23 protein-coding genes and 1 tRNA gene are annotated in these 25,966 nt (G+C 71.0%); 13 read left to right on the top strand and 11 right to left on the bottom strand.

Annotated features, from left to right (window positions below):
• Positions 1 to 171: 171 nt before the first annotated feature.
• From AB0C38_RS47360 to AB0C38_RS47350, 3 genes are all read left to right on the top strand, one after another.
• Entirely contained in the window at positions 172 to 603 is a 432-nt protein-coding gene (locus AB0C38_RS47360) for a DUF3052 domain-containing protein (RefSeq protein WP_360687522.1), read from the top strand.
• Positions 604 to 675: 72 nt separating this feature from the next.
• Positions 676 to 1,137 carry a peroxiredoxin gene (locus AB0C38_RS47355; protein ID WP_360687520.1) on the top strand — a complete coding sequence of 154 codons (462 nt, stop codon included), beginning with the start codon at positions 676 to 678 and terminating at the stop codon, positions 1,135 to 1,137.
• 46 nt (positions 1,138 to 1,183) lie between these two features.
• Positions 1,184 to 1,258, top strand: a tRNA-Val gene (locus AB0C38_RS47350).
• Positions 1,259 to 1,277: 19 nt separating this feature from the next.
• On the opposite strand, the gene AB0C38_RS47345 is transcribed toward AB0C38_RS47350, so the two are convergent.
• On the bottom strand, positions 1,278 to 4,184 hold the full coding sequence (locus AB0C38_RS47345; protein ID WP_360687517.1) for a tetratricopeptide repeat protein: 2,907 nt from the start codon (positions 4,182 to 4,184) through the stop codon (positions 1,278 to 1,280).
• Positions 4,185 to 4,285: 101 nt separating this feature from the next.
• Positions 4,286 to 5,725 (bottom strand): MFS transporter, encoded by a 1,440-nt coding sequence (locus AB0C38_RS47340; protein ID WP_360687514.1) that lies wholly within the window; start codon positions 5,723 to 5,725, stop codon positions 4,286 to 4,288.
• 139 nt (positions 5,726 to 5,864) lie between these two features.
• Here AB0C38_RS47340 and AB0C38_RS47335 point away from each other — a divergent pair, with 139 nt between their 5' ends.
• Entirely contained in the window at positions 5,865 to 6,446 is a 582-nt protein-coding gene (locus tag AB0C38_RS47335; protein WP_360687511.1) for a short chain dehydrogenase, read from the top strand.
• 138 nt (positions 6,447 to 6,584) lie between these two features.
• Positions 6,585 to 7,466: a hypothetical protein gene (locus AB0C38_RS47330; RefSeq protein ID WP_360687509.1), complete on the top strand. Its 882-nt coding sequence runs from the start codon at positions 6,585 to 6,587 to the stop codon at positions 7,464 to 7,466.
• Between the two features lie 44 nt (positions 7,467 to 7,510).
• Here AB0C38_RS47330 and AB0C38_RS47325 read toward each other — a convergent pair whose 3' ends face one another.
• Positions 7,511 to 8,005 (bottom strand): carboxymuconolactone decarboxylase family protein, encoded by a 495-nt coding sequence (locus tag AB0C38_RS47325; RefSeq protein ID WP_360687547.1) that lies wholly within the window; start codon positions 8,003 to 8,005, stop codon positions 7,511 to 7,513.
• Positions 8,006 to 8,130: 125 nt separating this feature from the next.
• On the opposite strand from AB0C38_RS47325, the gene AB0C38_RS47320 reads away from it, so the two are divergent.
• A complete protein-coding gene (locus tag AB0C38_RS47320; RefSeq protein ID WP_360687506.1) occupies positions 8,131 to 8,595 on the top strand; it encodes a MarR family winged helix-turn-helix transcriptional regulator in 465 nt (154 codons plus the stop codon).
• Here AB0C38_RS47320 and AB0C38_RS47315 read toward each other — a convergent pair.
• Together AB0C38_RS47315 and AB0C38_RS47310 are read right to left on the bottom strand one after the other, a co-directional pair.
• Complete coding sequence (locus AB0C38_RS47315) at positions 8,592 to 9,008, bottom strand: cupin domain-containing protein (RefSeq protein ID WP_360687503.1); 417 nt, start codon at positions 9,006 to 9,008, stop codon at positions 8,592 to 8,594. The genes AB0C38_RS47320 and AB0C38_RS47315 overlap by 4 nt on opposite strands.
• 6 nt (positions 9,009 to 9,014) lie before the next feature.
• A complete protein-coding gene (locus AB0C38_RS47310) occupies positions 9,015 to 10,502 on the bottom strand; it encodes an AMP-binding protein (RefSeq protein ID WP_360687500.1) in 1,488 nt (495 codons plus the stop codon).
• Positions 10,503 to 10,533: 31 nt separating this feature from the next.
• Here AB0C38_RS47310 and AB0C38_RS47305 point away from each other — a divergent pair, with 31 nt between their 5' ends.
• Positions 10,534 to 11,670 carry an acyl-CoA dehydrogenase family protein gene (locus AB0C38_RS47305; protein WP_360687497.1) on the top strand — a complete coding sequence of 379 codons (1,137 nt, stop codon included), beginning with the start codon at positions 10,534 to 10,536 and terminating at the stop codon, positions 11,668 to 11,670.
• Here the strand turns inward: AB0C38_RS47305 and AB0C38_RS47300 are convergent.
• Positions 11,660 to 11,983: a hypothetical protein gene (locus AB0C38_RS47300; protein ID WP_360687494.1), complete on the bottom strand. Its 324-nt coding sequence runs from the start codon at positions 11,981 to 11,983 to the stop codon at positions 11,660 to 11,662. The two genes, AB0C38_RS47305 and AB0C38_RS47300, sit on opposite strands and share 11 nt — an antisense overlap.
• Positions 11,984 to 12,036: 53 nt before the next feature.
• Here AB0C38_RS47300 and AB0C38_RS47295 point away from each other — a divergent pair, with 53 nt between their 5' ends.
• Entirely contained in the window at positions 12,037 to 12,396 is a 360-nt protein-coding gene (locus AB0C38_RS47295; protein WP_360687491.1) for a hypothetical protein, read from the top strand.
• Here AB0C38_RS47295 and AB0C38_RS47290 read toward each other — a convergent pair.
• Positions 12,327 to 13,511, bottom strand: a complete 1,185-nt coding sequence (locus AB0C38_RS47290) for an aminotransferase class V-fold PLP-dependent enzyme (protein ID WP_360687488.1) — start codon at positions 13,509 to 13,511, stop codon at positions 12,327 to 12,329. The two genes, AB0C38_RS47295 and AB0C38_RS47290, sit on opposite strands and share 70 nt — an antisense overlap.
• A gap of 45 nt (positions 13,512 to 13,556) precedes the next feature.
• Here AB0C38_RS47290 and AB0C38_RS47285 point away from each other — a divergent pair, with 45 nt between their 5' ends.
• On the top strand, positions 13,557 to 14,189 hold the full coding sequence (locus AB0C38_RS47285; RefSeq protein WP_360687485.1) for a GntR family transcriptional regulator: 633 nt from the start codon (positions 13,557 to 13,559) through the stop codon (positions 14,187 to 14,189).
• Positions 14,186 to 14,944, top strand: a complete 759-nt coding sequence (locus AB0C38_RS47280; protein ID WP_360687482.1) for a metallophosphoesterase — start codon at positions 14,186 to 14,188, stop codon at positions 14,942 to 14,944. Before AB0C38_RS47285 ends, AB0C38_RS47280 begins: the two co-directional genes overlap by 4 nt.
• Here AB0C38_RS47280 and AB0C38_RS47275 read toward each other — a convergent pair.
• From AB0C38_RS47275 to AB0C38_RS47260, 4 genes are all read right to left on the bottom strand, one after another.
• Positions 14,934 to 16,559: a CocE/NonD family hydrolase gene (locus AB0C38_RS47275; protein WP_360687479.1), complete on the bottom strand. Its 1,626-nt coding sequence runs from the start codon at positions 16,557 to 16,559 to the stop codon at positions 14,934 to 14,936. The genes AB0C38_RS47280 and AB0C38_RS47275 overlap by 11 nt on opposite strands.
• 166 nt (positions 16,560 to 16,725) lie before the next feature.
• A complete protein-coding gene (locus AB0C38_RS47270; RefSeq protein ID WP_360687476.1) occupies positions 16,726 to 17,646 on the bottom strand; it encodes an asparaginase in 921 nt (306 codons plus the stop codon).
• Entirely contained in the window at positions 17,643 to 17,789 is a 147-nt protein-coding gene (locus AB0C38_RS47265) for a hypothetical protein (RefSeq protein ID WP_360687550.1), read from the bottom strand. The genes AB0C38_RS47270 and AB0C38_RS47265 overlap by 4 nt, the downstream gene beginning before the upstream one ends.
• Entirely contained in the window at positions 17,786 to 18,433 is a 648-nt protein-coding gene (locus AB0C38_RS47260; protein WP_360687473.1) for a FadR/GntR family transcriptional regulator, read from the bottom strand. Before AB0C38_RS47260 ends, AB0C38_RS47265 begins: the two co-directional genes overlap by 4 nt.
• 456 nt (positions 18,434 to 18,889) lie before the next feature.
• Between AB0C38_RS47260 and dnaE the strand changes: the two genes are divergently transcribed.
• The 3 genes from dnaE to AB0C38_RS47245 all read left to right on the top strand — a co-directional run bounded on the left by dnaE (position 18,890) and on the right by AB0C38_RS47245 (position 25,642).
• Positions 18,890 to 22,474: a DNA polymerase III subunit alpha gene (gene dnaE / locus AB0C38_RS47255; RefSeq protein WP_360687470.1), complete on the top strand. Its 3,585-nt coding sequence runs from the start codon at positions 18,890 to 18,892 to the stop codon at positions 22,472 to 22,474.
• Positions 22,475 to 22,546: 72 nt separating this feature from the next.
• The gene (locus AB0C38_RS47250; RefSeq protein ID WP_360687467.1) at positions 22,547 to 24,028 is read left to right on the top strand and encodes an MFS transporter; all 1,482 of its coding nucleotides are present in this window, start codon (positions 22,547 to 22,549) and stop codon (positions 24,026 to 24,028) included.
• 420 nt (positions 24,029 to 24,448) lie between these two features.
• On the top strand, positions 24,449 to 25,642 hold the full coding sequence (locus tag AB0C38_RS47245; protein ID WP_360687464.1) for a low temperature requirement protein A: 1,194 nt from the start codon (positions 24,449 to 24,451) through the stop codon (positions 25,640 to 25,642).
• Positions 25,643 to 25,966 lie beyond the last annotated feature (324 nt).

The following is a 25,966-nucleotide window of genomic DNA, read 5'->3' as shown; positions in this document are numbered from 1 at the left end:
GTCGCGGGCCGTATCCTGCGACACGAGTTGTCAAAGATCCGGTGTGGACGGTTGCGCGCGGAGCCCTACCAGTGTTCGCTATCGGCAACCGGGTCGCCGAGTGTGGCGCGGCCGTACCCTCGCAGTGGGGGTCGGACGCCACGCTCCGTCGTAGTTGGAGGAGTGAAAGCAGTGGTCGCCGCGGGAGACGCTGATCAGAGCAGCGTCGCCGAGAGGCTCGGCATCAAGCCCGAGATGGTGGTCCAGGAGATCGGCTGGGACGAGGACGTCGACGACGACGTCCGCGCGGCGATCGAGGAGCAGATCGGCGGGGAAATCCTCGACGAGGACGCCGACGAGGTCATCGACGTGGTGCTGCTGTGGTGGCGCCAGGACGATGGTGACCTCGGAGACGCGCTCATCGACGCCCGAGGCCCCCTGGAAGAGACCGGCGTGATCTGGGTGCTGACCCCGAAGACGGGACAGCCCGGGCACGTCGAGCCGAGCGAGATCGCCGAGGCGGTCCCCGTCGTCGGACTGGCTCAGACCGCCAACATGAGTGTGGGCGCGAACTGGATCGGCACGCGCCTGGTCTCTCCGAAGTCGAAGTCGAAGCAGCGCTGAACAAGTCCCGCCCGGCTGACACGATAGGGTTGTCGTCGCAGGCACGTGTCCGTACGGGAGAGGAAACGCGGTATGACCGTCGAGGTCGGTTCTGAGGCCCCTGACTTCACGCTCAACGACTACAACAGGCAGCCGGTGCAGCTGTCGTCCTTCCGGGGAGACAAGCCGGTGCTGGTGGTCTTCTACCCGTTCGCGTTCAGCGGCATCTGCACCGGTGAGCTCTGTCAGCTCCGTGACGAGTTCGCCGACTACGACGGCAAGGGCGTCCAGGTGCTGGGCGTCTCGGTCGACACGCCGTTCTCGCTCAAGGCGTGGGCCGAGAAGGAGGGCTACCAGTTCCCGCTGCTGTCCGACTTCTGGCCGCACGGCGAGGTGGCCCGCGCGTACGGCGTGTTCAACGACCAGGCCGGCCTGGCGGTCCGCGGCACGTTCCTGATCGACACCTCCGGTGTGGTCAGGTTCGCCGAGGTCAACGCGCCGGGTGAAGCGCGTGACCAGCAGGGCTGGAAGAAGGCCGTGGCCGAACTGGCTTGATTCCCCGGGCGGCGGCTCCCGATCGTCCGGGAGCCGCCCCCCGAGGGGGCGCATAGCTCAGCGGAAGAGCACTCGGCTTACACCCGAGCGGTCGCAGGTTCGAACCCTGCTGCGCCCACCAGCGAAAACGGGTCTCCAGGTCACCAAGGGTGGGGCGTCACCGCAAGCACGGCTTCGGTGGGAAGCCCGGCTTGGACCATGTGCTGCCGAAGCCGAGCGTCTTCTCGCCGGAATGCTCGTTCGTGGAGTTCCGGGTTCATCGTCGCTGCGGCCTTCCACGCGGCGACCGCGCCGTGGTCGGCGCGAAGAGCCTCTTCGGGCCGGCCCAAGGCCCGGAGGCCGACTGCCCGGTTGCTCAGGAGTTCGGCGAGAGCGGGCAGATGGCGTAGGGGTTCGGCGTCGGCGAGTCCCCGGCGGATGACGACGGCTTCGTCAGTCAGGCCGAGTGCTTCCTCGTGGCGGCCGAGAGCGCGCAACGTGCACGCGTGATTGTTCAGGGAGTAAGCGACGTCGGAGCGGTAGCGTCCGGGCTCCGCGTCGGCCAGTCTCCGGCGAATGGCGATGGCTTCCTCGGCCGGGCCGAACGCTTCCTGCATGCGGCCCAGACCGTACAGGATGCCGCCGAGGTTGCTGAGGGACTCGGCGAGGCCGGGGAGGTGCTGTCCGGGTCCGGCGTCGGAGAGCTTCCGGCGAATGGCGAGCGCTTCCTGGGTGGGGCCGAGGGCCTTCTGATAGCGGCCCAGACCGTGCTGGGTCGTCCCGAGGTTGCCGAGGGCGTGGGCGAGGTCGGGAAGGTGACGCTCGGGCTCCGTCTCGGCGAGTCCCCGGAATATGGTGACGGCTTCCTCGGCCGGCTCGAGCGCCTCTTGGTAGCGGCCCAGACCGGGCATGACGGTCCCGAGACCGACCAGGGCGCGGGCGAGCCTGGGGAGGTGGCGTTCGGGTTCGGCCTCGGCGAGTTCCCGCCGGATGGCGATGCCTTCCTTGTTCAGGTCGAGCGCCTCTTGGAAGCGGCCCAGGGCATGCAGGACTCCCGCGAGGTTGCCCAGTGAATCGGCGAGGCCGGAAAGGTGGGGTCCGCGCTCGGAATCAGCCAGTTCCCGGCGAAGGGTGACGCTTTCCTCGGCCAGGTCGAGCGCCTCCCGGTAGTGCCCGAGGCCACGCAGGGTGGTGCCGAGGTGTCCCAGGGACTGGGCGAGGTCGGCGAGGTGGTGGTCGGGGTGGGTATCGGCGAGTTCCCGGCAGATGGTGACCGCCTCCTCGCTCGGGGCGAGTGCCTGCCTGCCCCGTCCCAGACGATCGAGGGTCGTCGCGAGGTTGCCGAGGGAGTGGGCGAGGTCGGGGAGGTAGCCGGGGTCGGCGTCGGCGAGTTCCCGGCAGATGGTGACCGCTTCCTCGGCCGGCGGGAGCGTTTCCCGGTAACGGCCCAATTGATCCAGGGCGCCGCCGAGGGTGAACAGCGCCCCGGCGAGGTCGGCGAGGTGGCGTTCGGGCTCGCCCTCGCTGAGTTTTCGGCAGTTTTCGACGCACAGCCGGGCCAGCGCGGCCTGGATGTGCGGGAAGTTGCCCCGGTCGGACGGCGTCAAGGTGCCGGCCAGGTGCTCCGGCTCCGTGATCCGGGTGGTGTCGATCAAGGCGGCGATCGCACGGTCGACGGCGTGATCGCGGGCACTGGTTTCCAGGAGCGCGGTGATGACCGGGAACAGCGGGAAACCGTCGCGGTCGACGAGCGAGATGAGCAGCTCGAGAGCATCGGGGAAGTCGACGTGGGCGCGAACGAGAACCGGCGTCGCGGTGGCGACGTCGCCGGGATCGAGCAGATCGGCGCGGCCGAGCGTGTCCAGCATCAGGCGATCACCGACCAGGTGCGGACGGATCCCCAGGCGCTCGTCCGGCCCGTTCGGGTAGCGGCTCCGTGCCCAGCGAGCCACCGCGAAACGGGACTCGTGGGCGGCGTCCGGGGCAAACTGGGGAACTCGTCGCAGCGCTTCCGCGGCCTCCTCGGGGCTCTTCGTCGGGATCAGCATCAGGACGGTCACCGCCTCGGCCAGCACCTCGACGTCACAGCCGGACGGCAAAGCGGTCAGGCCCGGCTCCCAGGTCCGTTGTTCCCGGTCCACCAGCTCGGTCATGAGCTCCGCCATGGACAGGTCGCGTGCGTCGGTGTTCCCGAGGGTGGTGAGCAGGGCGCGGGCATGCAGGACCAGCATCGTGTCCTGGTTCCTGCCGACCGGGCGATCGGGTAGTTCCGGGTGCCGGACACCGAACGCTTCGGCGTAGGCGATGGTCGCTTTTTCGAACCAGCGTCGCCGGTCACCCTCTTCGCCGATCGCTGTCAGCCGGTCGACCTTGGCCACCTGCGGCAGCATCGTGTCCGGCAACCGGAGCGCCTTCGGATCTCTGCACAGCAACAGCAGGCGTACCAGGGCCGGGTTGCGAAGCGCCGGTAACAGCAGCCGCTCCAGGTCGGGCACGCGGTCAGCGTCGTCCACCAGAACGAGCGTCGGATCACCCGCCGCCACGACCCGTTCCAGCACCCCGTCGACCGGACCGGTCAGCCAGCCTGCGGCCCATCCCGCGGGCAAGGACTCCGCCACGGCCAAACCCAGCTTGCTCTTGCCGACTCCCGCCGGCCCACCGACCACCCGTGCCACGCCCGCCGCCGGCGCCCGTGCCACGCACCAGGCCACCAAGGCGTCCCGCACCTTCGACCGGCCCCACAATGAAGTCGGACTGAACGGCGCTGTCAACCAGGCCACGGCTGCCGCCACACCCTCGGCCCCCGGCTCGGGCACATCCGGCGGCGGGGGCCGCAACGGCGCCAGCACCAGGTCACGCGCCGCCCGCGCTGCCTGCCGATCGCGCACGCCCTGCCGGATCGAGAGACCGGTTTGCGCTCCCACCAGCACCACGGCCGCACACACCAGCACCCAGGTAGCGCTGTCGGTGACCAGATTCGTGACCACGCCCAAGCCGGCTGCGATCAGCACGGATGCCACGGGGTGCCACCACCGCACGACCAACCGGGCCATGACCACGTTTCTCATGGCGGAGGAGATTAGCTGCCCGGCTCCTCGACCCAGGTGCGGCAGCCGCCGCAGGCTGCCCGGCTCTCACCCGAGCGGACGCAGCGAATCGCCGTTCTTGGTCATCCCGCCATCGCCGGGGTGGTCGTCTCCGTGCGGCTCATCGAGCGCACCAGCAACGCCAAGCCCGCGAACAGCACCGCCGCGATCACGCCCGTCACGTTCACCGCCGTCGTGAACGCTTCGCGCGCCTGGCCGGCCACCTCTGCGCGCGTGACGTCGACAGCCAATGTCGTGCCGCCTGGGAACATCCCGTGGTAGACCGCCGTCGCCGTCAGGCCGATCAGGGCCAGGCCCAGCGAGCCGCCCAGGTAGTTGCCCGTGTCCGCCATCGAGGCCGCCGACCCCGCTCGCTCCGGTGGGACCGACCCCATCACCAGGCCGATGCCCAGGGCGAACAGCGGGCCCGTGCCCAGCGTCAGCACCGCGATCCCCAGCATCACCAGCGGCAGCCCGCCGGTGAAGGCCAGCAGGACGCCGCCGGCCGACGAGACCACCAAGCCGCCCGCGATCGCCGTTGCCGGGGTCATCCGGCGGGTCAGGGACGGCGCCGTCATCGTGCCCACCGCGACGCCCAGCCCCATCGGGGCGAACAGCACCGCCGACGCGAGCGGCGAGTAGCCCAGGACGCTCTGCAGGTACTGCGTCACGAGCAGGCCGACGCCGGCCATCGCGACCCCGGCGAACACCAGCGCGACCAGCACTGCGGTGAACGGCCGGTTGCGGAACAGCCGCAGGTCCAGCAGCGGCGACGACGTCCGCAGCTGCCGCCGGACGAAGACGGCCCCCAGCGCGGTCCCCGCCACGAGCGCCCCAATTGGCGCCGCCAGCTCGCCGGCCGCCAGCTGCTTGAGGCCGAACACGATCAGCAGCACCGCGGCCAGCGAAAGCCCCACCCCGGCGAAGTCCAGCCGCCCGGAGGCGGGAGCGCGGAACTCGGGCAGCAGGAACGGGCCGGCGGCGAGCAGCACGCCCATGGCCGGCACGGCGACCAGGAAGACCGAACCCCACGAGAAGTGCTGCAGCAGGAGCCCGGCGAGGACCGGGCCGGCCGCGCCGCCCGCGAACTGGCAGGTGGCCCAGATCGAGATGGCCTTCCCGCGCTGCCGGTCGTCGCGGAACATGGTGGTGATCAGGGCGAGCGTCGAGGGCATCAGCGTCGCGCCGGCGATGCCCAGCGCACCGCGGGCCACGATGAGCATCGCCGGGCTGGTGGAGAACGCGGCGACGACGGACGTGACCGCGAAGGCGGCGCCCCCGGCGAGCAGCAGCCGGCGCCGCCCGATCCGGTCGCCGAGGGTGCCCATGGTGATCACGAAGCCGGCGACGACGAAGCCGTAGCTGTCGGTGATCCACAGCTGCTCGGTGGCGCTCGCCCCGAGATCGGCGCTCAGCTGCGGCAGCGCGAGGAACAGCGAGGTCATGTCCATCGCGACGAGCAGGGTGGGCAGCACGAGCACCGTCAGCCCCAGCCATTCCCGCCGTCCGGCCGGCTTGTCCATGTCGACTCCTTCTTCGTGGTTGATCACTGAGGGGTCGGAGCGGGGAAGGCCGGCCGGACAAGGCTCGATGAGACCTGGGTCACATCGCGGCAGGCGGAAAGGTCGAAACCGGATTGCCGCGGCCACTAGCGTCGCAAGGGTGAAGATCATCGTGCTGGGGGCCACCGGACTGGTCGGACGGGCCGTCGTCGAAGCTCTCGAACCGCGTCACGACGTCGTCAAGGCCTCCCGGACCTCCGCCGTCCGCGCCGACCTGACCGATTCCGCCTCGCTCGGCGCGTTGTTCGGCGAGCCGGTGGACGCCGTCGTTTGCTGTGCCGCCAACGTGCCGCTGCGGCCCCTCGCCGAGCTGGCCGATGCGCAGGTGCTCGACGACCTGCGCGGCAAGCTGCTCGGCCAGGTCGCGCTCGCCCGGCTCGCGGCCGAGCGCCTCGGTGCGGGCGGCTCGATCACCCTCACTGGCGGGACGTTCGACGAGCCGATCCCCGGCAGCGGCCTCGGCGCGCTCGTCAACGCCGGCCTCGAGGGGTTCGTCCGGTCGGCCGCCGCCGAGCTGCCGCGCGGGCCGCGGATCAACGTCGTCAGCCCGGGCTGGATCCGGGAAACCCTCGAGGCGATGGGGGAGGACGGCACTCGCGGGACGCCGGTGGCCGTGGTCGCCGAGGCTTACCGCGCGCTCGTCGAAGGGGACGCGAACGGCGCCACCGTCGTGCCTCGGTGACCGGGATTCTTGTCACGATTCGCGAAAGATCGCGGGATGTGTTGGCGGATAAGCAAAATCCCGTTCCGGGAGGTAACGGGTGATCGGCCGCTGCCGACAGGCAGGGCGGCAAGTGATCACTCACCGGAGGGGGAACCCGTGAAGGGTTTTTTGAAGCGAGCCGCGGCCGTCGTCGCGGTGCCCGTGCTCGCCTTGCTCGTGGGGGCCGGGGCGGCGCAGGCGCAGGACGTCGCCACGGGATCGTTGTCGTTCGGCGGCGACCCGGGCGACTACATCAGCGGTGGCGGTAGCTACGCCTACTCGACGGACGCCAAGGACCGGCTCACCGTCAACGCCAGCGAGGACCACAACCACATCGCCGTGAGCGTCAGCGGCTTCACCAGCGACTGGTGGACGCTCGACCTCGCCGCGCCCAGCGGAACGGGCCTGGCCGCCGGCACCTACGACGGCGCGACCCGGTACCCCTTCCAGGGCGCCAACGCGCCGGGGCTGGACCTGAGCGGGAACGGCCGGGGCTGCAACACCCTCACCGGCACGTTCACCGTCCAGAACGTCGTCTTCGGGCCGCGGGGGTACGTCCAGACGCTCGACGCCACCTTCGAGCAGCACTGCGAAGGCGGGACGGCGGCCGCGCGCGGTGAGGTGCACATCGCCAACCCGCCGGCGCCGCCGGAGCTCGCGATCGGGCTGAAGGTGGCCACGGACGGCACCGCGAGCACGCTCAACGGGAACGCCTACCTGCACGGCACCGTCGGCTGCACCGCGCCCGCCCAGGTCACCCTGAGCGGCGCGGCGACGCAGGTCAAGCACAACGTCATCATCCGCGGCACCTACTCGGCCCGGGTCGCCTGCACGCCGGGCGAGCCGGTGCCGTGGACGGCGGCGGCGGTGCCGGCCGGCACCACCCCGTTCCAGAAGGGGAAGGCGGAGGTCGTCACCCAGGCGACCGCGCTCGACCCGGTCTACAACACCAACGTCTCGGTCGACGACACCAGCGTCGTCACCCTGACCAAGGGCTGACCCTCAAGCCGTGGGGGCCGCCGGTGGAGGCGGTCCCCACGGCCTCACGCCGCGTGCCACGCGTGGTCCGCGAAGGCCTCGTCCAGCGGGGCCGCGGTCAGGCGGTTCGCGAACGTCGACAGCGTGTACGTCCCGATCCCCAGCACGACTTCAAGGGCGTTCCGGGCCGTGTAGCCGGCGCCGGTGAAAGCGGCCAGCTCGGACGGCGCGACGTCGCCCGTCGTGTCCATGACCGTCAGCACGAAGCGCCGCAACGCTTCCAGCCGCGGTGAGGGCAGGGGAGACTGCGCTCGCAGTGCCGCGACCAGCTCGGGCGCCGCCGAAAGACCCTGCAGGGAAGCCGTGTGCATCGCCACGCACAGGTGACAGCCGTTGCGCGCCGCCACCGTCATGACCAGCACCTCGCGGTCCAGCGCCGGCAGCGTCGTGGAGTCGAAGATCGCGGTGAGCTTCAGGAAGCCGTTCAGCAGTTCGGGGGACGTCGCCAGGCGCGCGACGGCGACCGGGACGCGGCCGAACTTCTTCGCGGTGGCCGCCATCGCGGGGCGGGCGGCCGGGGGTGCAGACTCCGGGGTGTGATCGGGGAACAAGACGTCTCCAGACGTAGTATCGACAACGTGGTTGTCGAAACAGTAAACCTGGTTGTCGAAAAGGGCAAGGGTCGATGACCGACGCGCCCGGCTACGAGCTGCCCTTCCTGCTCTTCGGCGGGTTCCGCACGCTCATCGACCGGCTCCACGCCGAGCTGGCGCGCCGCGGGCACCCGGACGTCCGCCCGTCCTACGGCTTCGCCATGCAGGCCATCGGGATCCAGGGCGCGACGGCGTCGGAGATCGGCCGCCGCCTCGGCGTCTCCAAGCAGGCGGCGGGCAAGACGGTCGACCGGCTCGAAGCACTCGGGTACGCCGAGCGCGCCGACGACCCGGACGACGCGCGCCGCAAGATCGTGCGGCTCACCGCGCACGGCGTCGACGCGCTCACGAAGTCGGCGGACATCTTCGACGAGCTGCGCGCGGACTGGGCTCGCACGGTCGGCGCCGAGCGGGTCACCGCGCTCGAAACCGACCTGCGCGCGGTCGTCGGCCCCGCCGCGTACCGCCTGGACGCCGCGGGCTGGTTCTCGAGCTAGAAGCCGCAGCCGGGGTCCGGGGCGTCCTCCGAGAGCGGGCTGTCCGCCGGGAGCACGTAGAGGACTTCCAGCACCAGCGGCGTCGTCCCGAGGTTGCGGCCGATGTGCACCTGGTCGGGCTTCTCGGTGAACGCGCGCCCGGTGCCGAAGATGCCGTCGATGCTGCAGTCGGCCAGGTTGTGCGTGAGCGTGCCGGCCTTCACGTACGCGTAGAGCGTGCCGTCGTGGAAGTGCCAGCCGGTGTACCCGCCGGGCTGGACGGTGATCTCGCGGAGCGTGTAGTCGGTGTGGCCGATCGTCTTCTGGGTGAGGATCGTGCCGGTGACGCCGCTGCCGGGCGTGGCGGACGCGGTCGCGGGCAGCAGCACCAGGGCGGCGAGGGCAGCGGTGGTGACGGCGATCGGCTTGCGCATCGGGTGTCAGTCCTTCCGTAGGGTGCGGCGCAGCATCTTGCCCGATTCGGTCCGGGGCAGCTGCTCGGTGAAGTCGAACCGCTTCGGGGTCTTGAACCCGGCCAGCGCGGCCCGGCAGTGCTCGGCCAGCCGAGCCGCCAGTGCGTCGTCGCCGGAGACTCCGGGCACCGGCTGGACGACGGCGACGACCCGCTGCCCCCAGTCGTCGTCCGGCTCGCCGATCACGGCCGCGTCGGCGACGTCCGGGTGCGAGAGCAGCCGCGCCTCGATCTCGGCGGGGTAGATGTTGACGCCGCCCGAAAGGATCAGGTCGGTCCGCCGGTCGAGCAGGAAGACGCGGCCTTCGGTGTCGCGGTACCCGAAGTCGCCCACCGTCAGGAATTCGCCGGACCGGGCGGCTGCCGTCTTCTCCGGGTCGCCGAGGTAGTCGAGCGCGGTGTGCGCCGAGCTGAAGTAGAGCGTGCCCGGCTCACCGTCCGGCAGTTCGGCGCCGTCCTCGTCGACGACCTTCAGCTGCACACCGGTCAGCGCCCGGCCGACGGTGCCCGGCGCCTTCAGCCAGTCCGACGCGGTGACGCCGCAGATCAGGCCCTCCGACGCGCCGTAGTACTCGTGCACCACCGGGCCGAGCCAGCCGATCATCCGCTCCTTCACCTCGGGCGGGCACGGCGCCGCGCCGTGGATCACGCTGGTCAGGCTCGACAGGTCGTAGCGGGCGCGGACGTCCTCGGGCAGCCGCAGCATCCGGTGGAACATGGTCGGCACGAGGTGGGTGCCGGTCACCCGGTGGCGTTCGACCAGCCGCAGCGTCTCCTCGGCGTCGAACTTGTCCATCAGCACCGCGGAGTGCCCGAGGTGCATCGCGTTGACGGCGAACGAGCCGGGCGCGGCGTGGTAGAGCGGGCAGGCGACGAGGTGCACGCCCGGCCCCGGGCGGACGTCCATCATGGCGAGCAGATCGCGGTGGATCGGGTGCAGGGCAGGCGGTTTCCCGCTGAGCGCGCGGCGAACGCCCTTCGGCCGTCCGGTGGTGCCCGACGTGTAGAGCATCGTCTGGCCGGCCGTCCGCGGCTCCGGAGCTTCGGAGGATTCGTCCTCGCCCCAGGACGCGTAGTCCGCCCAGCCGTCCGCCGGGCCGACCGAGAACCGGGGCACGTCGAGGTGACATTCCCGGGCGATGTCGGCGTCGGCGACGACGACCCGGGCGCCGCTGTTCTTGACCACGTAAGCGATTTCCCCGGCGGAGGACCGGTAGTTGACCGGGGTGAAGTACATCCCCGCCTGGAGCGTGGCGAACAGCAGCTCGAAGTAGGGGAGTCCGTTGTGGACGATCGCGACGACGCCGTCGCCCGGGCCGAGCCCCAGCCGGTGCAGCGCGCGCGTCAGCCGGTTCGCCCGCGCGGCCAGCTCGCCGAACGTCGCGGCCGTGCCGTCCGGCGCGAGCACCGCGAGCCGGTCCGGATGCGCGCGGGCGACGTCGAAGAAGGTGCTCACGCACCGCACGCTACCGGGTACGGTGCGACGCATGGACGCGGAGCTTTTCGGGCAGGTGCTCGGTGCGGTGCGGGAGTTCGTGCGCAAGGAGGTCGTGCCGCGCGAGACGGAGATCGACGAGCGTGACGAGATCCCGGCCGAGATCCGGGAGAAGGCCGCCGAGCTGGGCCTGTTCGGCTGGGCGCTGCCCGAGGAGTACGGCGGCCTCGGCCTGGGCATGGCGGAAGACGTCCGGCTCGCGATCGAGCTCGGCCACACGACGCCCGCGTTCCGGTCGCTGTTCGGCACCAACAACGGCATCGCCGGCCAGGCGATCGTGCACTACGGGACGCCGGAGCAGCGCACCCGCTGGCTGCCGCGGCTGGCCGCGGGGCAGGCGATCGCGTCGTTCGCGCTCACCGAGGCCGAAGCCGGCTCGGACCCGGGCGGGCTGACCAGCCGCGCGGTCCGCGACGGCGACCGCTACCGGCTGTCCGGCACCAAGCGGTTCATCACCAACGCGCCCCTGGCCGAGGTCTTCGTCGCGTTCGCGCGCACGGACCTCGACAGCACCGGCAGCCGCGGCATCTCGGCGTTCCTCGTGCCCGCGGGTGCGCCCGGCGTCACGGTCGGCCCGCACGACGCCAAGATGGGCCAGGCCGGCGCGTGGACGTCGGAGGTGGTCTTCGACGACGTCGAGCTGCCGGCCGACGCGCTGGTCGGCGAGGAGGGCAAGGGCTTCGGCATCGCGATGGCCTCGCTCGCCCGCGGCCGCCTGCACATCGCGGCCCTGTGCGTCGGGATGGCGGAACGCGCGCTCGCCGAAGCCGTCGAGTACGCGCGGACGGCCCGCCAGGGTGGCCGGGTGATCGGCGAGTACCAGCTCGTGCAGGCGCTGCTGGCCGAGTCGCACGCCGAGCTCGCGGCCGGCCGCGCGATGGTGCACGAAGCCGCCGCGAAGTACGACTCGGGCGAGGACCGCAAGCTCGGGCCGTCGTCGGCGAAGCTGTTCTGCACCGAGATGCTCGGCCGCGTCGCCGACCGCGCGGTCCAGGTGCACGGCGGCATGGGCTACGTCCGAGGTGTGACGGTCGAGCGGATCTACCGCGACGCGCGGCTGTTCCGGATCTACGAGGGCACCAGCGAGATCCAGAAGCTCGTCATCGCGCGGCAGCTGCTCAAGGACTGACCGTTCGGAGGCTGTCCAGGTGTCGCCGCAGGACGTCCTCCGCCAACCGCGGCGGGAGCCGGTCCGGCCGGCTGCGCGCGGCGATCGTGAAGGCCAGGCAGACTTCGGCCTCGGCCGCGCGAGACTCGTCCAGGGGGAGGAGTTCGCCGAGCAGCCGGGTGGTGGCCTCGAGCCGGTCCTCGGGCGGGTTGCCGCCGAGGAGCCGTTCCGCGTGCCCCAGGATCCGCGTGGTCGTCCGCTCGGCGAGCACGCGCATCGCGAAGACGATCATCTCGTCGTGCGTCGCGAAGTAGTGCCGCACCGAGCCGATCACCAGCTGGTCCTGGTCGTGCGGCGGCTCCGGGGCGAGCCGCTGGTCGCCCGGGAGTGTTCGGCGCGCTCTGGCTCGTGCTGGGGTCGGCGGTCGGGCTCGGGTTCGGGGCGGTCCGCGCGGCCACCACCGTCCTGTTCGAGCGGGCGGGCGTCCTTTGGCTGCGCTACACGCCGTGGACGTTCGCGGTGTGGGTGGTGGCGGCGGCCGCGAACTTCGGTCTCGGCGCTCTCGCGGTCTCGGCCGGGATGCACGAGGAGGCCCGGCCGATGACGTTGTCCATCGGCGTGAGCCTCCTCGGGGAAGCGCTCGTCGTGGCCCGGCGGGCGAAAGGGACCGGACTTCCTTACGCGCCACCGAAAGCGCGGGTCTGGAGCTTGTCCACCAGCAGATCGATCTCGGCCTCGGTGTTGTAGTAGTGCACCGACGCCCGGACCATGTCCGGCAGGTCGCGCGCGGTGAAGTCGAATTGGGCCGACGTGCGCGACGAGATCGAGGTGTTGACGTTCGCTTCGGCGAGCCGGGCCTTGATCTCCGCGGCCGGGGTGCCGTCGACGCTGAAGGTGACGATGCCGCACTTGCGGGCGCCGACGTCGTGCACGCGCGCCCCGGCTCCGGCGAGCCGTTCGCGCAGTGTGGCGGCCAGCGCCGCGACGCGCGTTTCGATCGCCGGCAGGCCCCAGCCGAGCGCGTAGTCGATGGCCGCGCCGAGGCCGAACACCGCGGCGAAGTCGCGCTCCCACACCTCGAAGCGCTTGGCGGTCGGGTCGACGACGTATTCCGTGGGCGACTCCCAGGTCGCCGAGTGCAGGTCGAGCATCGCGGGCTCCAGCCGTTCGCGCAGCCGCGGGTGCACGTAGAGGAGCCCGGTGCCGCGCGGCCCGCGCAGGTACTTGCGGCCGGTCGTCGAGAGCGCGTCGCACTTGAGGCGCGTGACGTCGAGGTCGACCTGGCCGGCCGACTGGCACGCGTCGAGCAGGTACGGGATCCCGGCCGCTTCGGCGACCGCGCCGATCTCCTCGGCCGGGTTGACCAGCCCGCCCTGGGTGGGCACGTGGCTGATGGCGATCAGCTTGACGTCGCCGTCGACGCGCCGCCGCAGCTCCTCGACGTCCAGCTGCCCCGACTCGTCGTCGCCGATCACTTCGACGACCGCGCCGGTGCGCTTGGCGACCTGCAGGAACGCGATGGCGTTGCTGGCGTACTCCGCGCGGGAGGTGAGGATCCGGTCGCCGGACGCGAACGGGAGCGCGTAGAAGATCGCCTGCCACGAGCGGGTCGCGTTGTCGGTGAGCGCGATGTCGTCGGGTTCGCCGCCGACGAGCCGCGCCGCCGACGCGTACACCGCGTCGAGGCGGTCCGACGCCTCGGCGGCCGCTTCGTACCCGCCGACCAGCGCTTCGTGGCGGAGGTAGTCGACGACGGTGTCGGTCACGACGGCCGGCGGGAGCGCGGAACCGGCGTTGTTGAAGTGAACCACTTCGGCGCAGCCGGGCGTTTCACGGCGGGCGCGGTCGACGTCGAAGGCCATGTGAACTGAATACAGTAGGTCCTTTCTGTATGCAATACTGCGAACGTGGCCCGAACCCCGCTGCGCAGCGACCTCGCCGAGGAGATCACCACCCGCGTGCTGGACGGGCGGCTCCCCGCCGGCGCCCGCGTCAACGAGGTGCACCTGGCCCGCGAGCTGGGCGTCAGCCGGACGCCGCTGCGGGAGGCGCTGATCGGGCTCGCCGACCGCGGCCTGCTCGTTTCCGCGCCGGGGCGGGGGTTCCTGGTGCCGCCGTTCGACCCGGACGAAGCCCGCCGCCTCTACCCGCTCGTCGCCGAGCTCGAAGCCCTCGCGCTGCGCTGGACTTCACCGCTGGAGCTGGCCGGGCTGCCGGACGCGCTCGACGCCGTCGCCGACGAAATGGCCGGGACGCTGGAGCGCGGCGGCGATCTGTCCGAAGTGGACGATCGCTGGCACGGCCTGCTGCTGTCCCGGTGCCCGAACCCGCACCTGCTGCGGTTGATCGGGCAGACCAAGCCGCTGCTCAAGCGGTACGAATCGTGCTACTTCGGCGGTGCCGCGCGCGCCGGGGAGAGCATCGGCGAGCACCGCCGGATCGCCGCCGCCCTGCGCGACGGCGACCTGCCGACCGCGTCCGCGGTGCTCGTCCGCAACTGGGTGAAAGCGCTGGCGTACCTGGGGAAGGACGAAAGATGATCATCGCGCACCTGAGTGACCTGCACCTCGACGACGGGCCGCGGGCCGAGGACCGCGTCGTCGCCGTGATGGCCTGGCTGGGCGGGCTGGCGCACCCGGTCGACGCCGTCGTCGTCACCGGTGACATCGCCGACCACGGCGCGGCGTCGGAGTACGCGCGCGCCGCCGAGCTGCTGAAGCACCCGGCGCCGGTGCTGGTCTGCCCGGGCAACCACGACGTCCGGGCGGAGTTTCGAGCCGGGCTGCTGGGCCTGCCGGCGTCCGACGACCCGATCGACCACGCCCAGGAGGTCGACGGCGTGCTGTTCGCGATGTGCGACTCGACGATTCCCGGCCGTGGCGCGGGTTTCCTGGCCGACGAGACCCTGGAGTGGCTCGACGACGTCCTCGCCGGCGGCGACGGCCCGGCGTTCGTCGCCTTCCACCACCCGCCGGTCGAGGTCGGCGTCCCGCTGGTCGACGCCATCAAGCAGGCGGGAGAGGACAGGCTGGCGGCGGTGCTGGCCCGCCACCCGCGCGTGGTCGCGCTGCTGGCCGGGCACGTCCACACGGGCGCGTCGACGACGTTCGCCGGCGTGCCGCTGCGGATCGCGCCCGGCGTGGTTTCGCAGTCGCTGCTGCCGATCGAGCCGGGCGCGCAGCGCGGCTGGGACGAAGGCGGACCGCTCGACTACGAGCGGCCGCCTTCGCTGCTGCTGCACGTGGTGCACGACGACGGCCGGGTGACCAGCCACCACCGCACCGTCAGCTGGTGAACACCGGTAGCGTGATCCTGGACGGCCGGGCCGCGTCGTGGAAGATCTCGAACCGGTTCGGCTTCCCGGTCACCGCCGAGGTGACCGGCTCGTCGGTCCCGTGGTTGCGGGCGAACCGCGGGAACGCCCCGCCGGCCACCTGCACGCGCAGCCGGTGGCCGCGGCGGAAGCGGTAGGCCGTCGGGTCGAGCGTCACCTCCGCCGTCACCACGCCGTCCGCGTCGGACGACGGGAACCCGGGCCGCAGCCGGAGGATCCCGTCGGTCACGTTGCGGGAGACCCCGCCGGCGTCGACGTCGCAGAGCCGGACGTAGACGTCGGCGTGCTCGATCTCCGTACGCACGTGCACGGTCGCCGTCACCTCACCGATGACGTCGAGGTCCGAGAGCAGCGGCTCGCCGGTGAACACCAGGACGTCCGGGCGCGCCTCGACCTCCTGGTTGTCCCGCTGCTTCCACTCGCCCGTCAGCAGTGGCCCGCCGACCGCCGGCGTCGGGTCGGCCGGGTCGTAGGTGAACGTCGTCGGCAGCGCCTCGGCACCCGCCTGCTCGCCGAGCCCGCCGATCGGGCGCAGGTGGGCCGCGGTCGCCGTCGACGGCGGCGGCCACGACTCGAAGTCGAGCCAGGTGCCGGCGCCCTGGAGGAACAGGCGGACCGGCGCGCGCTGCAGGAAGGTCCGGTCGCCGAGCAGGTGCGCGCGCAGGAAGCCGAGCTGGTCCCGGATCATCGGGCCCATGCTGCCGGGCTCGCCGTGGGCCCACGGCCCGATCGTGAGCCGCGGCGTCTTGCCCGCCTCGGCGAGGGTCCGGAAGTCGCGCAGCTGTGAGCCGATGAACAGGTCGTACCAGCCGGTGACCATCGACACCGGGACGTCCAGCTTCGCGACCTCGGCGCTGTGGTCGGACATCGCCCAGTAGTCGTCGTCCGGTACGAAGTGCTCGGTGATGTCCTGGAGGAACCGCACCGGCTTCCCGATCGCGGCGACGTCGGCACGGCTCAGCGGCAGGAACGACATCGCCTTCCGCGTCTTGCGCTTCTGCAGCGGGTTGGGCAGGGCGGCGAAGCGTTCTTCCTGCCGGCCGATCATCGCCGACCACGACACCATGTTGTCCGCCGCGAGCACGCCGCCCGGGTAGAACGTCGAGACGAACTCCGAGGCCGTGACACCGAGGCACATCGCGGCCAGGGGCGGGTCGAGGTAGGGGCCGACCGCCCACTGGGTGTGCCCGAGGTAGCTGGCGCCCGCCATCGCGATCTGCCCGTCGCACCAGGGCTGCGCGCGCAGCCATTCGGCGGTCGCGACGCCGTCCTCGCGCTCGAGGTGGAACGGCCGGAACTCGCCGCCGGAGCCGAACGAGCCGCGGGTGCTCTGGATGACCGTCTGCAGGCCGTGCCGGGCGAAGGTGTCGCCGAAGAGCTTCGAGAGGATGCCCTTGCGCCCGTACGGCGTGCGGATCAGCACCACCGGCGCCGACGTCGTCCCGGCCGGGGCGTACCGGTCGGCGAGCAGCGTGACGCCGTCGGGCATCGGTGCGGCGAGGTCGCGCGTCACGTCCGGTTTGGGGCCTTCGGCGCGGGGGAGCCCGAGCATCTTGTCGACAAGTCGGTCCAGCACGGGCGCCCAGCCTTCCGGAAGTGGAGTCCTGACTTCCGGATCGACGATACCGGCTGCCGGGCGGGCGCGCCGCCGCTGACTCACCCGGGTGAGCGTCTCCCGCCGCGGCAGCTTGACCGGCGACCCTCCTTCGCGACCGCGTGGCCGATGCTCGGGTTCAGCGCCGTCACAGGCTCCCGGCGGCAGCGGCCAGTTTTCCGGTGGCACGCAGGTTGTCCGGCCCCGGAACGACCTCGATCCCGCACAGTTTCAGCGCCGCGGTCAGCACCGGCAGGCGAGCGCGGTCGCCGCCGTCGGCGATCTTGAAGGCGATCGCCGTGCCGTCCGGGAGCGCGGCGATCTGGACGGCTTCGAAGCCGTCCTTCGCGATCAGCCCGGGCACTGCGCGCATGACGGCGGTGACGTCGCGGCGGCTGCCGCCGACCAGTTCCGGGTGCCGGCGGATCCCGTCGGCGACCAGGTGGTCCGGCGTGCCGGGCGGGGCGGTGGCGATCTTGGCGACGGCGGTGGCGAGGCCGCGCAGCGACGTCGCGAAGAGCGGTGCGCCGCAGCCGTCCACCGCGACCCGGTCGATGCGCCGGCCGGTCAGGTCCTCGACGGTGGCGGCGATCGCGCGCTGCAGCGGGTGGGCGGGGTCGAGGTAGCCGTCGGCGGGCCAGCCGTTCAGGGCGCAGGTCGCGAGCATCGCCGCGTGCTTGCCGGAGCAGTTGTGCGCGAGCCTGCTCGGCGCACGGCCGGCGGCGACCCAGTGGTCGCGTTCGACCGGGTCGAACGGGAAATCGGCGGGGTTGCCCAGCGCGTCGGGGGAGCGGCCACCGAGGACTTTCCGGGCGGCGTCCAGGTGCATCTGCTCGCCGGAGTGGCTGGCCGCCGCGATGGCGAACCCGGTGGGGGACAGGTGCAGCCCGAGCCGGGCCATCGCCGTGGCTTGCAAGGGTTTCGCGGTCGAGCGCGGGTACATCGCGGCGTCCGGGTCGCCCGCGGCGAAGAGCGTGGTGCCGTCCGGGGCGAGCACGATCGCGGAGCCGTGGTGCACGCCTTCGACCATGCCGTCGCGCACCAGCTCGGCCAGGGGTTCGTGGTTCACATGCTCTCCTCGTCGAACACTCGCATGTCGATCCGCTTGCGTGCCGCGAACCAGCCCACGACCAGCGCGACGACCGCGGCGAGGAACACGAGCGTCGCGATCTCGGTGTACGGCGAGAACGGCAGAAGGGTTTGCTCGGTCACTGGTCCCCGTTCACGATGCTGGTGAGGGTGGCTTCGACGTGCGTGAGGTGCGCGGTCATGGCGGCGACGGCTTCCTCTTCGGAGCCGCTCTCGATCGCCGTGACGATCTCCCGGTGCTCGACGTTCGACTGCGCGCGCCGGTCGCCGAGCTGGTTGAGGAAGGCGGACTGGCGGGCCAGCGCGTCCCGGATCTCTTCGATCACCTTCCCGAAGACGGGGTTGCCCGAGGCCTGGGCGATGGTGATGTGGAAGAGCGAGTCGAGCGCGACCCAGGCGGTGTTGTCGGTCTCGGCGTCCATCCGCTCGACGAGGTGGCCGAGCAGGTCGAGGTGGTCCTGGTCGCGTCGCAGGGCGGCATAGCCGGCGACGGGGATCTCGACGTGCCGCCGCACCTCGATGAGATCGCGGGCGGAGTAGGGCCCGAAGGTGGGGTTGTCGGCGGGCCCGGTGGCGGTGACGAAGGTGCCCTTGCCGGTCTTGGACTCGGTCATGCCGAGGGCTTGAAGGCCGCGGAGGGCTTCCCGGATGACCGAGCGGCTGACCTCGAACTCCCTGCTCAGGGCCGCTTCGGAGGGAAGCTTGGCGCCGACGGGGTGGTCCCCGCGTTCGATCAGCCGCCGCAGGTGGGCCAGCACGGCCTCCATGGCACTGACCCGCCGGGGGACACCTTGTCCGGCTGTCCGGCTGTCCGACAGGTTCATACGGCTGATGCTCGGTCCCGGCAGGTCGGGTGTCAACGCGAGCCGGGGCGGCTGTGGCTCACGTCACCGCTCGCCGGGGCTCGCGTGGTCGGCCGCCTGCGACGTCATGAACGACTCGTTCACGTCGTCCGACGACCTGAAAGGGTCTTTCATGACGTCCGGCCGGCCGCCGCCCCACCGCCGCCCCGCGTCCCCGCGTGACCACCCGACCGCGCCCGGTACCCACCTACCGCACCGTGCTCACCACCGCCCGAAAAGGGGGCGCGTCGCAGCGGCGGAACGCCTCCCGCGAGGAGCAGAATCGACCCGGCGAGTGCGTGTCGGGACCGGGAACGCCACGGGTTAGGGTGAGGGACCCGGGCGCAGCCGGTCCCATTCACCTAGGGGAGGTTTTCGCTGGTGTCGAACGATTCCTTCGTCCACCTGCACGTCCACACCGAGTACTCGATGCTCGACGGTGCGGCGAAGATCGCTCCCCTCTTCGCGGAGGCGGCGCGCCTCGGCATGCCCGCGGTCGGCATGACCGACCACGGCAACATGTACGGCGGCGACGAGTTCTACCAGCAGTCGAAGAAGCACGGCCTCAAGCCGATCATCGGTATCGAGGCGTACGTCGCGCCGGAGAGCCGGTTCCACAAGAAGCCGGTCTTCTGGGGACAGTCGAACCAGCGCGGGGCCGACGAACTGGGCGAGGGCGGCGACGTCTCGGGCGCCGGTGCCTACACGCACATGACCATGCTCGCCTCGAACGCCACCGGCCTGCGGAACCTCTTCAAGCTGTCCTCGCTGGCCAGCATGCAGGGCTACTACCGCAAGCCCCGGATGGACCGCGAGCTGATCTCGGAGAACCACTCGGGGATCATCGCGACCACCGGCTGCCCGTCCGGCGAGGTGCAGACCCGGCTGCGGCTGGGCCAGAAGGAGGCGGCGATCCAGGCCGCGTCCGACTACAAGGACATCTTCGGCGCGGACAACTTCTTCCTCGAGCTGATGGACCACGGCCTGCCGATCGAGCGGTCGGTCCGCGAGGGCCTCCTCGAGGTCGGCCGCCTGCTCGACCTCAAGCCGATCGCGACGAACGACTCGCACTACGTCACCAAGGACCAGGCGGACACGCACTCGGCGCTGCTGTGCGTCCAGGCCGGCAAGACCCTCAACGACCCGACCCGGTTCAAGTTCGACGGTGACGGCTACTACCTCAAGTCCGCCGCCGACATGCGCGAGTACTGGGACAAGGAAGTACCCGGCGCGTCGGACAACACGCTGCTGATCGCCGAGCGCGTCGAGTCCTACGAAGAGGTGTACTCGCACAAGGACCGGCTGCCGTTCTTCGAGGTGCCCGAGGGGTACGACCAGGGCGGCTGGCTGCGCGAAGAGGTCGCGAAGGGCCTGGCGTGGCGGTTCCCGGGCGGTCCGCCCGAGGGCTACCCGGAGCGGATCGAGAAGGAGCTCGACGTCATCATCGGGAAGGGCTTCCCGGCCTACTTCCTGATCGTCGCCGACCTCATCAGCTACGCCCGCAAGGTCGGCATCCGCGTCGGCCCCGGCCGTGGTTCCGCCGCCGGCTCACTGGTCGCGTACGTGCTCGGTATCACCAACCTGGACCCGATCCCGCAGAAGCTGCTGTTCGAGCGGTTCCTCAACCCCGAGCGCGTCTCGATGCCCGACATCGACATCGACTTCGACGACCGCCGGCGCGGCGAGATGATCCGGTACGCGACCGACAAGTACGGCGCGGACAAGGTCGCCCAGGTCATCACGTTCGGCACCATCAAGACCAAGGCCGCGATCAAGGACTCCGCGCGGGTCCACTTCGGTCAGCCCGGGTACGCGATCGCGGACAAGATCTCCAAGGCCCTGCCGCCGCCGATCATGGCGAAGGACATCCCGCTCTCGGGCATCGTCGACAACAAGCACGAGCGCTACGGCGAGGCCGCCGAGGTCCGCGCGCTGGTCGAGACCGACGAAGAGTGCAAGACGATCTTCGACACCGCCCGCGGTCTCGAAGGCCTGATCCGCAACGCGGGCGTGCACGCCTGCGCGGTCATCATGTCGTGCGACCCGCTGACCGACGCGATCCCGCTCTGGCAGCGTGACGACGGCTCGATCATCACCGGCTGGGACTACCCGTCGTGCGAGGCCATCGGCCTGCTGAAGATGGACTTCCTGGGCCTGCGGAACCTGACGGTCATCGGCGACGCGATCGACAACATCAAGACCAACCGCGGGATCGACATCGACCTCGACACCCTGGGCGTCGAGGACAAGGAAACCTACAAGCTGCTCGCCCGCGGCGACACGCTCGGCGTGTTCCAGCTGGACGGCGGGCCCATGCGTGACCTGCTCCGCCGCATGGAGCCCACGGTGTTCGACGACATCGTCGCGGTCGGCGCGCTCTACCGCCCCGGCCCGATGGGCATGAACGCGCACAACGACTACGCGGACCGGAAGAACAACCGGCAGAAGGTCAAGCCGATCCACCCGGAGCTCGACGAGCCGCTGCGGGAGATCCTGGCCGACACCTACGGCCTGATCGTGTACCAAGAGCAGATCATGCACATCGGCCAGAAGGTGGCCGGGTACACGATGGGGCGCGCGGACGTGCTCCGCCGCGCGATGGGCAAGAAGAAGAAGGAAGTCCTCGACCTCGAGTACGACGGCTTCGAGGCCGGCATGAAGGCCAGCCCGCTGCTCGACGGCGGGTTCTCCGCCGAGGCGGTCAAGGCGCTCTGGGACACGATCCTCCCGTTCGCCGGGTACGCGTTCAACAAGAGCCACGCGGCCGCGTACGGCCTGATCTCCTACTGGACCGCGTACCTCAAGGCGAACTTCACGCCGGAGTACATGGCCGCGCTGCTCACGTCGGTCGGTGACAACAAGGACAAGTCGGCGGTCTACCTCTCCGAGTGCCGCCGGCTCGGCATCAAGGTGCTGCCGCCGGACGTCAACGAGTCGGCTCTGCGGTTCGCGGCCGTCGGGGAGGACATCCGCTTCGGCATGGGCGCGGTCCGCAACGTCGGCGCGAACGTCGTCGAGTCGGTCATCAAGACCCGCGCGGAGAAGGGCAAGTACTCCACCTTCACCGACTTCCTCGACAAGTCCGAGCTCGTGGCCTGCAACAAGCGGGTCATCGAGTCGCTGATCAAGGCGGGCGGGTTCGACTCGCTCGGCCACACGCGGCTGTCGATGATCCAGGTCCACGAAGACGCGGTCGAAGCCGTCGTCCCGCTGAAGCGCCAGGAGGCGATGGGCCAGTTCGACCTGTTCGGCTTCGGCGGCGACGAGGGCGAGGCGTCCCCGTCGTCGTCGCCGCTCGCGCACCTGAAGTTCGGCGAGGAGGAGTACCCGCGCAAGCAGCTGCTCGCCTACGAGCGGGAGATGCTCGGCCTGTACGTCTCGGCCCACCCGCTGGACGGCGCCGAGCGGATCCTGCGCAAGCACGCCCCGAAGCCGATCGCCGGGATCCTCGCCGATCCGCCGCGGGAGGGCGAGCTCGTCATCTCCGGGCTGATCACGTCGCTCGAGCGGCGGGTCAACAAGAAGGGCGAGCCCTGGGCGATCTGCACGGTCGAAGACATGGACGCGTCCCTCGAGGTGCTCTTCTTCCCGAAGTCGTACGCGCTGTTCGCGGGCGAGCTGATCGAAGACAACGCGGTGCTGGTCAAGGGCCGGGTCAACTGGCGCGAAGACAAGATGTCGATCTTCGGTGGCGGCCTCGCGACGCTGGACCTGTCCGAGGTCGGCACCGGCAACGGTGACGACGAGCCCCCGCTGGTCCTGCTCGCCGCGGCGGAGAAGATCGACCAGTCGGTCGTGAGCGAGCTGCGGTCCACGCTGCTCGCCCACAAGGGTGAAACGATGGTCCACCTGAAGCTGGTGGGGCGGAACCAGACGGTGTTCGCGCTCCACGACTACCCGGTGAAGGTCAGCTCCATGCTGATCGGGGAGCTCAAGGGCATCCGCGGGATCACCGCAAGTACGTAGGAGCGGTACGAAAGGGGCGGGACCGCGGCGGACAACGCGCGCGGATCCCGCCCTTCGTGTTTGCTGAGCAGGATGACTCACGAACCCGATCCCCGCCGCTGGAAAGCGCTCGCGGTCTCGCTCACCGCCGGGTTCATGGGCCTGCTCGACGTCAGCATCGTCAACGTCGCGCTCCCGTCGATGCAGTCCGGTCTGCACGCGAGCAGCGGCGGGATCCGCTGGGTCGTCTCGGGCTACGCGCTGGCGTTCGGGCTGGTCCTGGTCACCGGCGGCCGCCTCGGCGACGCGTTCGGCCGCCGGACCATGTTCCTCGGCGCCCTCGCCGCGTTCGTCATCACGAGCGCGCTGGCCGGCGCCGCGCCGAACGAGACGACGCTGGTCATCGCGCGGCTCGCCCAGGGCATGGCGGCGGGCATGCTCACCCCGCAGAACACCGGCCTCATCCAGGACCTCTTCCGCGGCGCCGAGCGCGGCCGCGCGTTCGGGATGTTCGGCGCCGTCGTCGGGATCTCGACGGCCGTCGGGCCGATCCTCGGCGGGGTGATCCTCGCCGTCTTCGGCGGCGAGGACGGCTGGCGCTGGGTCTTCTACGTCAACGTCCCGATCGGCGTCCTCGCGTTCGCGCTGGCCCTGCGGCTGCTGCCGCGCAGCGAGAAGCGGGGCATCCGGATCCGGGACGAGATCGACTTCACCGGCATCGTGCTGCTCGCGGTCGCGGTGCTCGGCGTGCTGCTCCCGGTCATCGACTCCGACCAGGACGGGCTCGCGCGCCTGTGGTGGCTGTTCCCCGTCGCGCTCGTCTTCGGGGTGGCGTTCGTGCGCTGGGAGCACCGGGTGGTCCGGCGCGGCCGGTCGCCGCTGCTGGACACCCGGCTGTTCACCGGCACCCCCGGGTACGCCATCGGCGCGTCGGTCGGCGCGTTCTACTTCTGCGGGTTCGCCGGGATCTGGCTGGTCTTCGCGATGTTCTTCCAGCAGGGGCTCGGCTACACGCCCCTGCAGTCCGGGCTGTCGGTGACGCCGTTCGCGCTCGGCTCGGCGGTGTCCGCGGCCGTCGCCGGGCGGTTCGTGCCGACCCTCGGCCGGCGGCTGACCGTCACCGGGCTGGCCGTGGTCGCGCTGGGCCTGCTCGCCGTCGCACTGCTCGCCGAGCTCGTCCCGCCGTCGGCGTCCGGGTGGGCGTTCGCGCTGCCGTTGCTGTTCGCGGGCGTGGGCGGCGGCATGGTGATCCCGCCGAACACGACGTTGACGCTGGAGTGCGTGCCGGTCCGGATGGCGGGGGTCGCGGGCGGCGCGCTGCAGACCGGGCAGCGGATCGGGACCGCGATCGGCACCGCCGTGCTCGCGTCGGTGTTCGGCGCCGTCGTCGGCGCGGGGACGGACTACCCGCTCGCTCTCACCGTCGCGCTGTGCTGCGCGGCCGGTCTGACGTGCGCCGCGCTGGCCCTCGCGATCGCCGAGCTCCGGGCGCGGCGCCACCGTGCGCAATCTTCCGACCGGGAACACGAGGACCGGAGGGCCGAGACGTCCGCCGCGGACGTGCAACGCGGCTGAGACACTACTTTCGGCAGATCCGCGATGCTCCAAACGAGTGACGAGCACGGAAAGACACTGGTGCTACGCAGAGCAACCGGGTAGATCTTATGGAGCCTTCACTGCGCGGCTTCGGCTACCGACAGTGGCAATCGGTCGGCCACCCGGGGATGGGGTGACCGGCATGAGCGATCGAGGCGTCCGGAGTTCGAGGGAATGGACACACTCGGTCACCTTCCGTCCAGTGAGTGTCGGCGTCCGCGGGGGACCGTCCGGCACTCTCGGAAGGGATGCCCATCGGCGGCCGCCGGCGCGTGACGGCAGCGGGCGGGCCCGGGTGAGGGGGAACCGGGCCCGCCCGTTCTTCGTGTCGTGCTTCCGCCCGGCTCGTGATCATGTTGGGATGACCGCGTCCGACAGGCACGAGCCCGGGGAGCGCCGATGACCGAGCAGCCGTTGCGGCCGGGGAGCCGGATCCGGGTCTGGTACCGGCCGATGCGATCGCGTGACAGCACTGAGGACCACCGCGTCGCGACGCCCCTGGAACTGTTGTTCGACCTCTGTTTCGTGGTCGCCGTCGGCCAGGCCGCGGCGTCGCTGCACCACGCGCTGGCCGAGGGGCACGCCGCCCACGGCGTCTCGTCGTTCGCCATGGTGTTCTTCGCGATCTGGTGGGGCTGGCTGAACTTCAGCTGGTTCGCCTCGGCGTTCGACACCGACGACGTCCCGTACCGGCTGGCCACGCTCGTGCAGATCGCCGGCGGGCTGACCGTCGCGGCCGCGGTGCCGAACGCGTTCGAAGGCGACTTCCGGCTGATGGTCGTCGGCTACGTCCTGATGCGGCTCGCGCTGGTGTTCCAGTGGCTGCGGGCCGCGCGGTCGGACCCTCGGTGCCGGCCCGCCGCCCTGCGCTACGCCGCCGGGATCGCGGTGGTCCAGGTGCTGTGGATCTCCTACCTGTGGCTGCCCGACGGCGTGCGGGTGATCGCCTTCATCGTGTTCGCGGTGCTGGAGATGTCCGTGCCGATCTGGGCGGAGAAACGGCAGGGCACCGCGTGGCACCCGCACCACATCGCCGAGCGGTACGGCCTGTTCACCCTGATCGTGCTCGGCGAGGTCATCCTGAGCGCGACGACCGCGATCAGGGAGGGCACGGCCGAAGCCGAGCACCTCGGCGCGTTGATCTCGCTGGCCGCGGCGGGCCTGGTGCTCGTGTTCTCCATGTGGTGGCTGTACTTCGACCGGCCCGGGCACGCGCGGCTCGTGCGCCGGCCGACCATGTTCACGTCGATGAGCTGGGGCTACGGCCACTACTTCATCTTCGCGTCCGCCGCGGCGGTGGGGGCGGGGCTCGAGGTGGCGGTCGCCTACGACACGGGGACCCTGCACGGCCTCGGCGGGGTGGCGGCGGCGCTGCCGACCACGGTGCCGGTCGCGGTCTTCCTGCTGAGCGTCTGGCTGCTGCACATCGGGCCGACCAACGAGTGCCGCCCGATCGCCATCGGCTTCCCGGTAACGGCGGTGCTCGTCGTCGCCGCGTCGTTCACGCCGGCGCCGATCCACGTCGCCGCGGTGCTGACGGCCGGGCTCGTCGCGCTGACGGTCGTCGCGACCCACGGGCAGCCGCAGTCGTAGATCGACGCAGGTCAGCGGCCTGGCGCGAATAAAGGGACCCCCCTGTGCGCGGCCGTTTCGGGGCATGTAAAGTTCTCCAAGTCGCCAGGGAAACCGGGCGGCCGCCGGGGCCACGAACCAAGCTCCCACGAAGGTGGTAGAGTGGGTGGTCCTGAACCGAGGTGGTAGCCTCGGAACAAAGCTTGAAACAAATGCCGAGAGTCTCAGCCGCCGATAAAGCGGATGGATTCAGAGTGTGTTGCTTGAGAACTCAACAGTGTGCTAGTGAACTAAGCCAGTAGAGCTTATGTTTTGAACCTCGTATGAGGTTCCTTTGAGAGCATT

This window comes from Amycolatopsis sp. NPDC048633 (assembly GCF_040650695.1).
In the GTDB taxonomy this organism is placed as follows: Bacteria; Actinomycetota; Actinomycetes; order Mycobacteriales; family Pseudonocardiaceae; genus Amycolatopsis.
This window is presented reverse-complemented; position numbering and strand designations above follow the sequence as displayed.

Coding starts and splice junctions, on each gene's coding strand:
- AB0C38_RS47260 (WP_360687473.1), bottom strand. CDS start 18,433: ATGGAGGCCGTGCTGGCCCACCTGCGGCGGCTGATCGAACGCGGGGAC.
- AB0C38_RS47290 (WP_360687488.1), bottom strand. CDS start 13,511: ATGGCCTTCGACGTCGACCGCGCCCGCCGTGAAACGCCCGGCTGCGCC.
- AB0C38_RS47305 (WP_360687497.1), top strand. CDS start 10,534: ATGGACGCGGAGCTTTTCGGGCAGGTGCTCGGTGCGGTGCGGGAGTTC.
- AB0C38_RS47245 (WP_360687464.1), top strand. CDS start 24,449: ATGACCGAGCAGCCGTTGCGGCCGGGGAGCCGGATCCGGGTCTGGTAC.
- AB0C38_RS47320 (WP_360687506.1), top strand. CDS start 8,131: ATGACCGACGCGCCCGGCTACGAGCTGCCCTTCCTGCTCTTCGGCGGG.
- AB0C38_RS47345 (WP_360687517.1), bottom strand. CDS start 4,184: ATGAGAAACGTGGTCATGGCCCGGTTGGTCGTGCGGTGGTGGCACCCC.
- AB0C38_RS47355 (WP_360687520.1), top strand. CDS start 676: ATGACCGTCGAGGTCGGTTCTGAGGCCCCTGACTTCACGCTCAACGAC.
- AB0C38_RS47250 (WP_360687467.1), top strand. CDS start 22,547: ATGACTCACGAACCCGATCCCCGCCGCTGGAAAGCGCTCGCGGTCTCG.
- AB0C38_RS47340 (WP_360687514.1), bottom strand. CDS start 5,725: ATGGACAAGCCGGCCGGACGGCGGGAATGGCTGGGGCTGACGGTGCTC.
- AB0C38_RS47280 (WP_360687482.1), top strand. CDS start 14,186: ATGATCATCGCGCACCTGAGTGACCTGCACCTCGACGACGGGCCGCGG.
- AB0C38_RS47315 (WP_360687503.1), bottom strand. CDS start 9,008: ATGCGCAAGCCGATCGCCGTCACCACCGCTGCCCTCGCCGCCCTGGTG.
- AB0C38_RS47325 (WP_360687547.1), bottom strand. CDS start 8,005: ATGGCGGCCACCGCGAAGAAGTTCGGCCGCGTCCCGGTCGCCGTCGCG.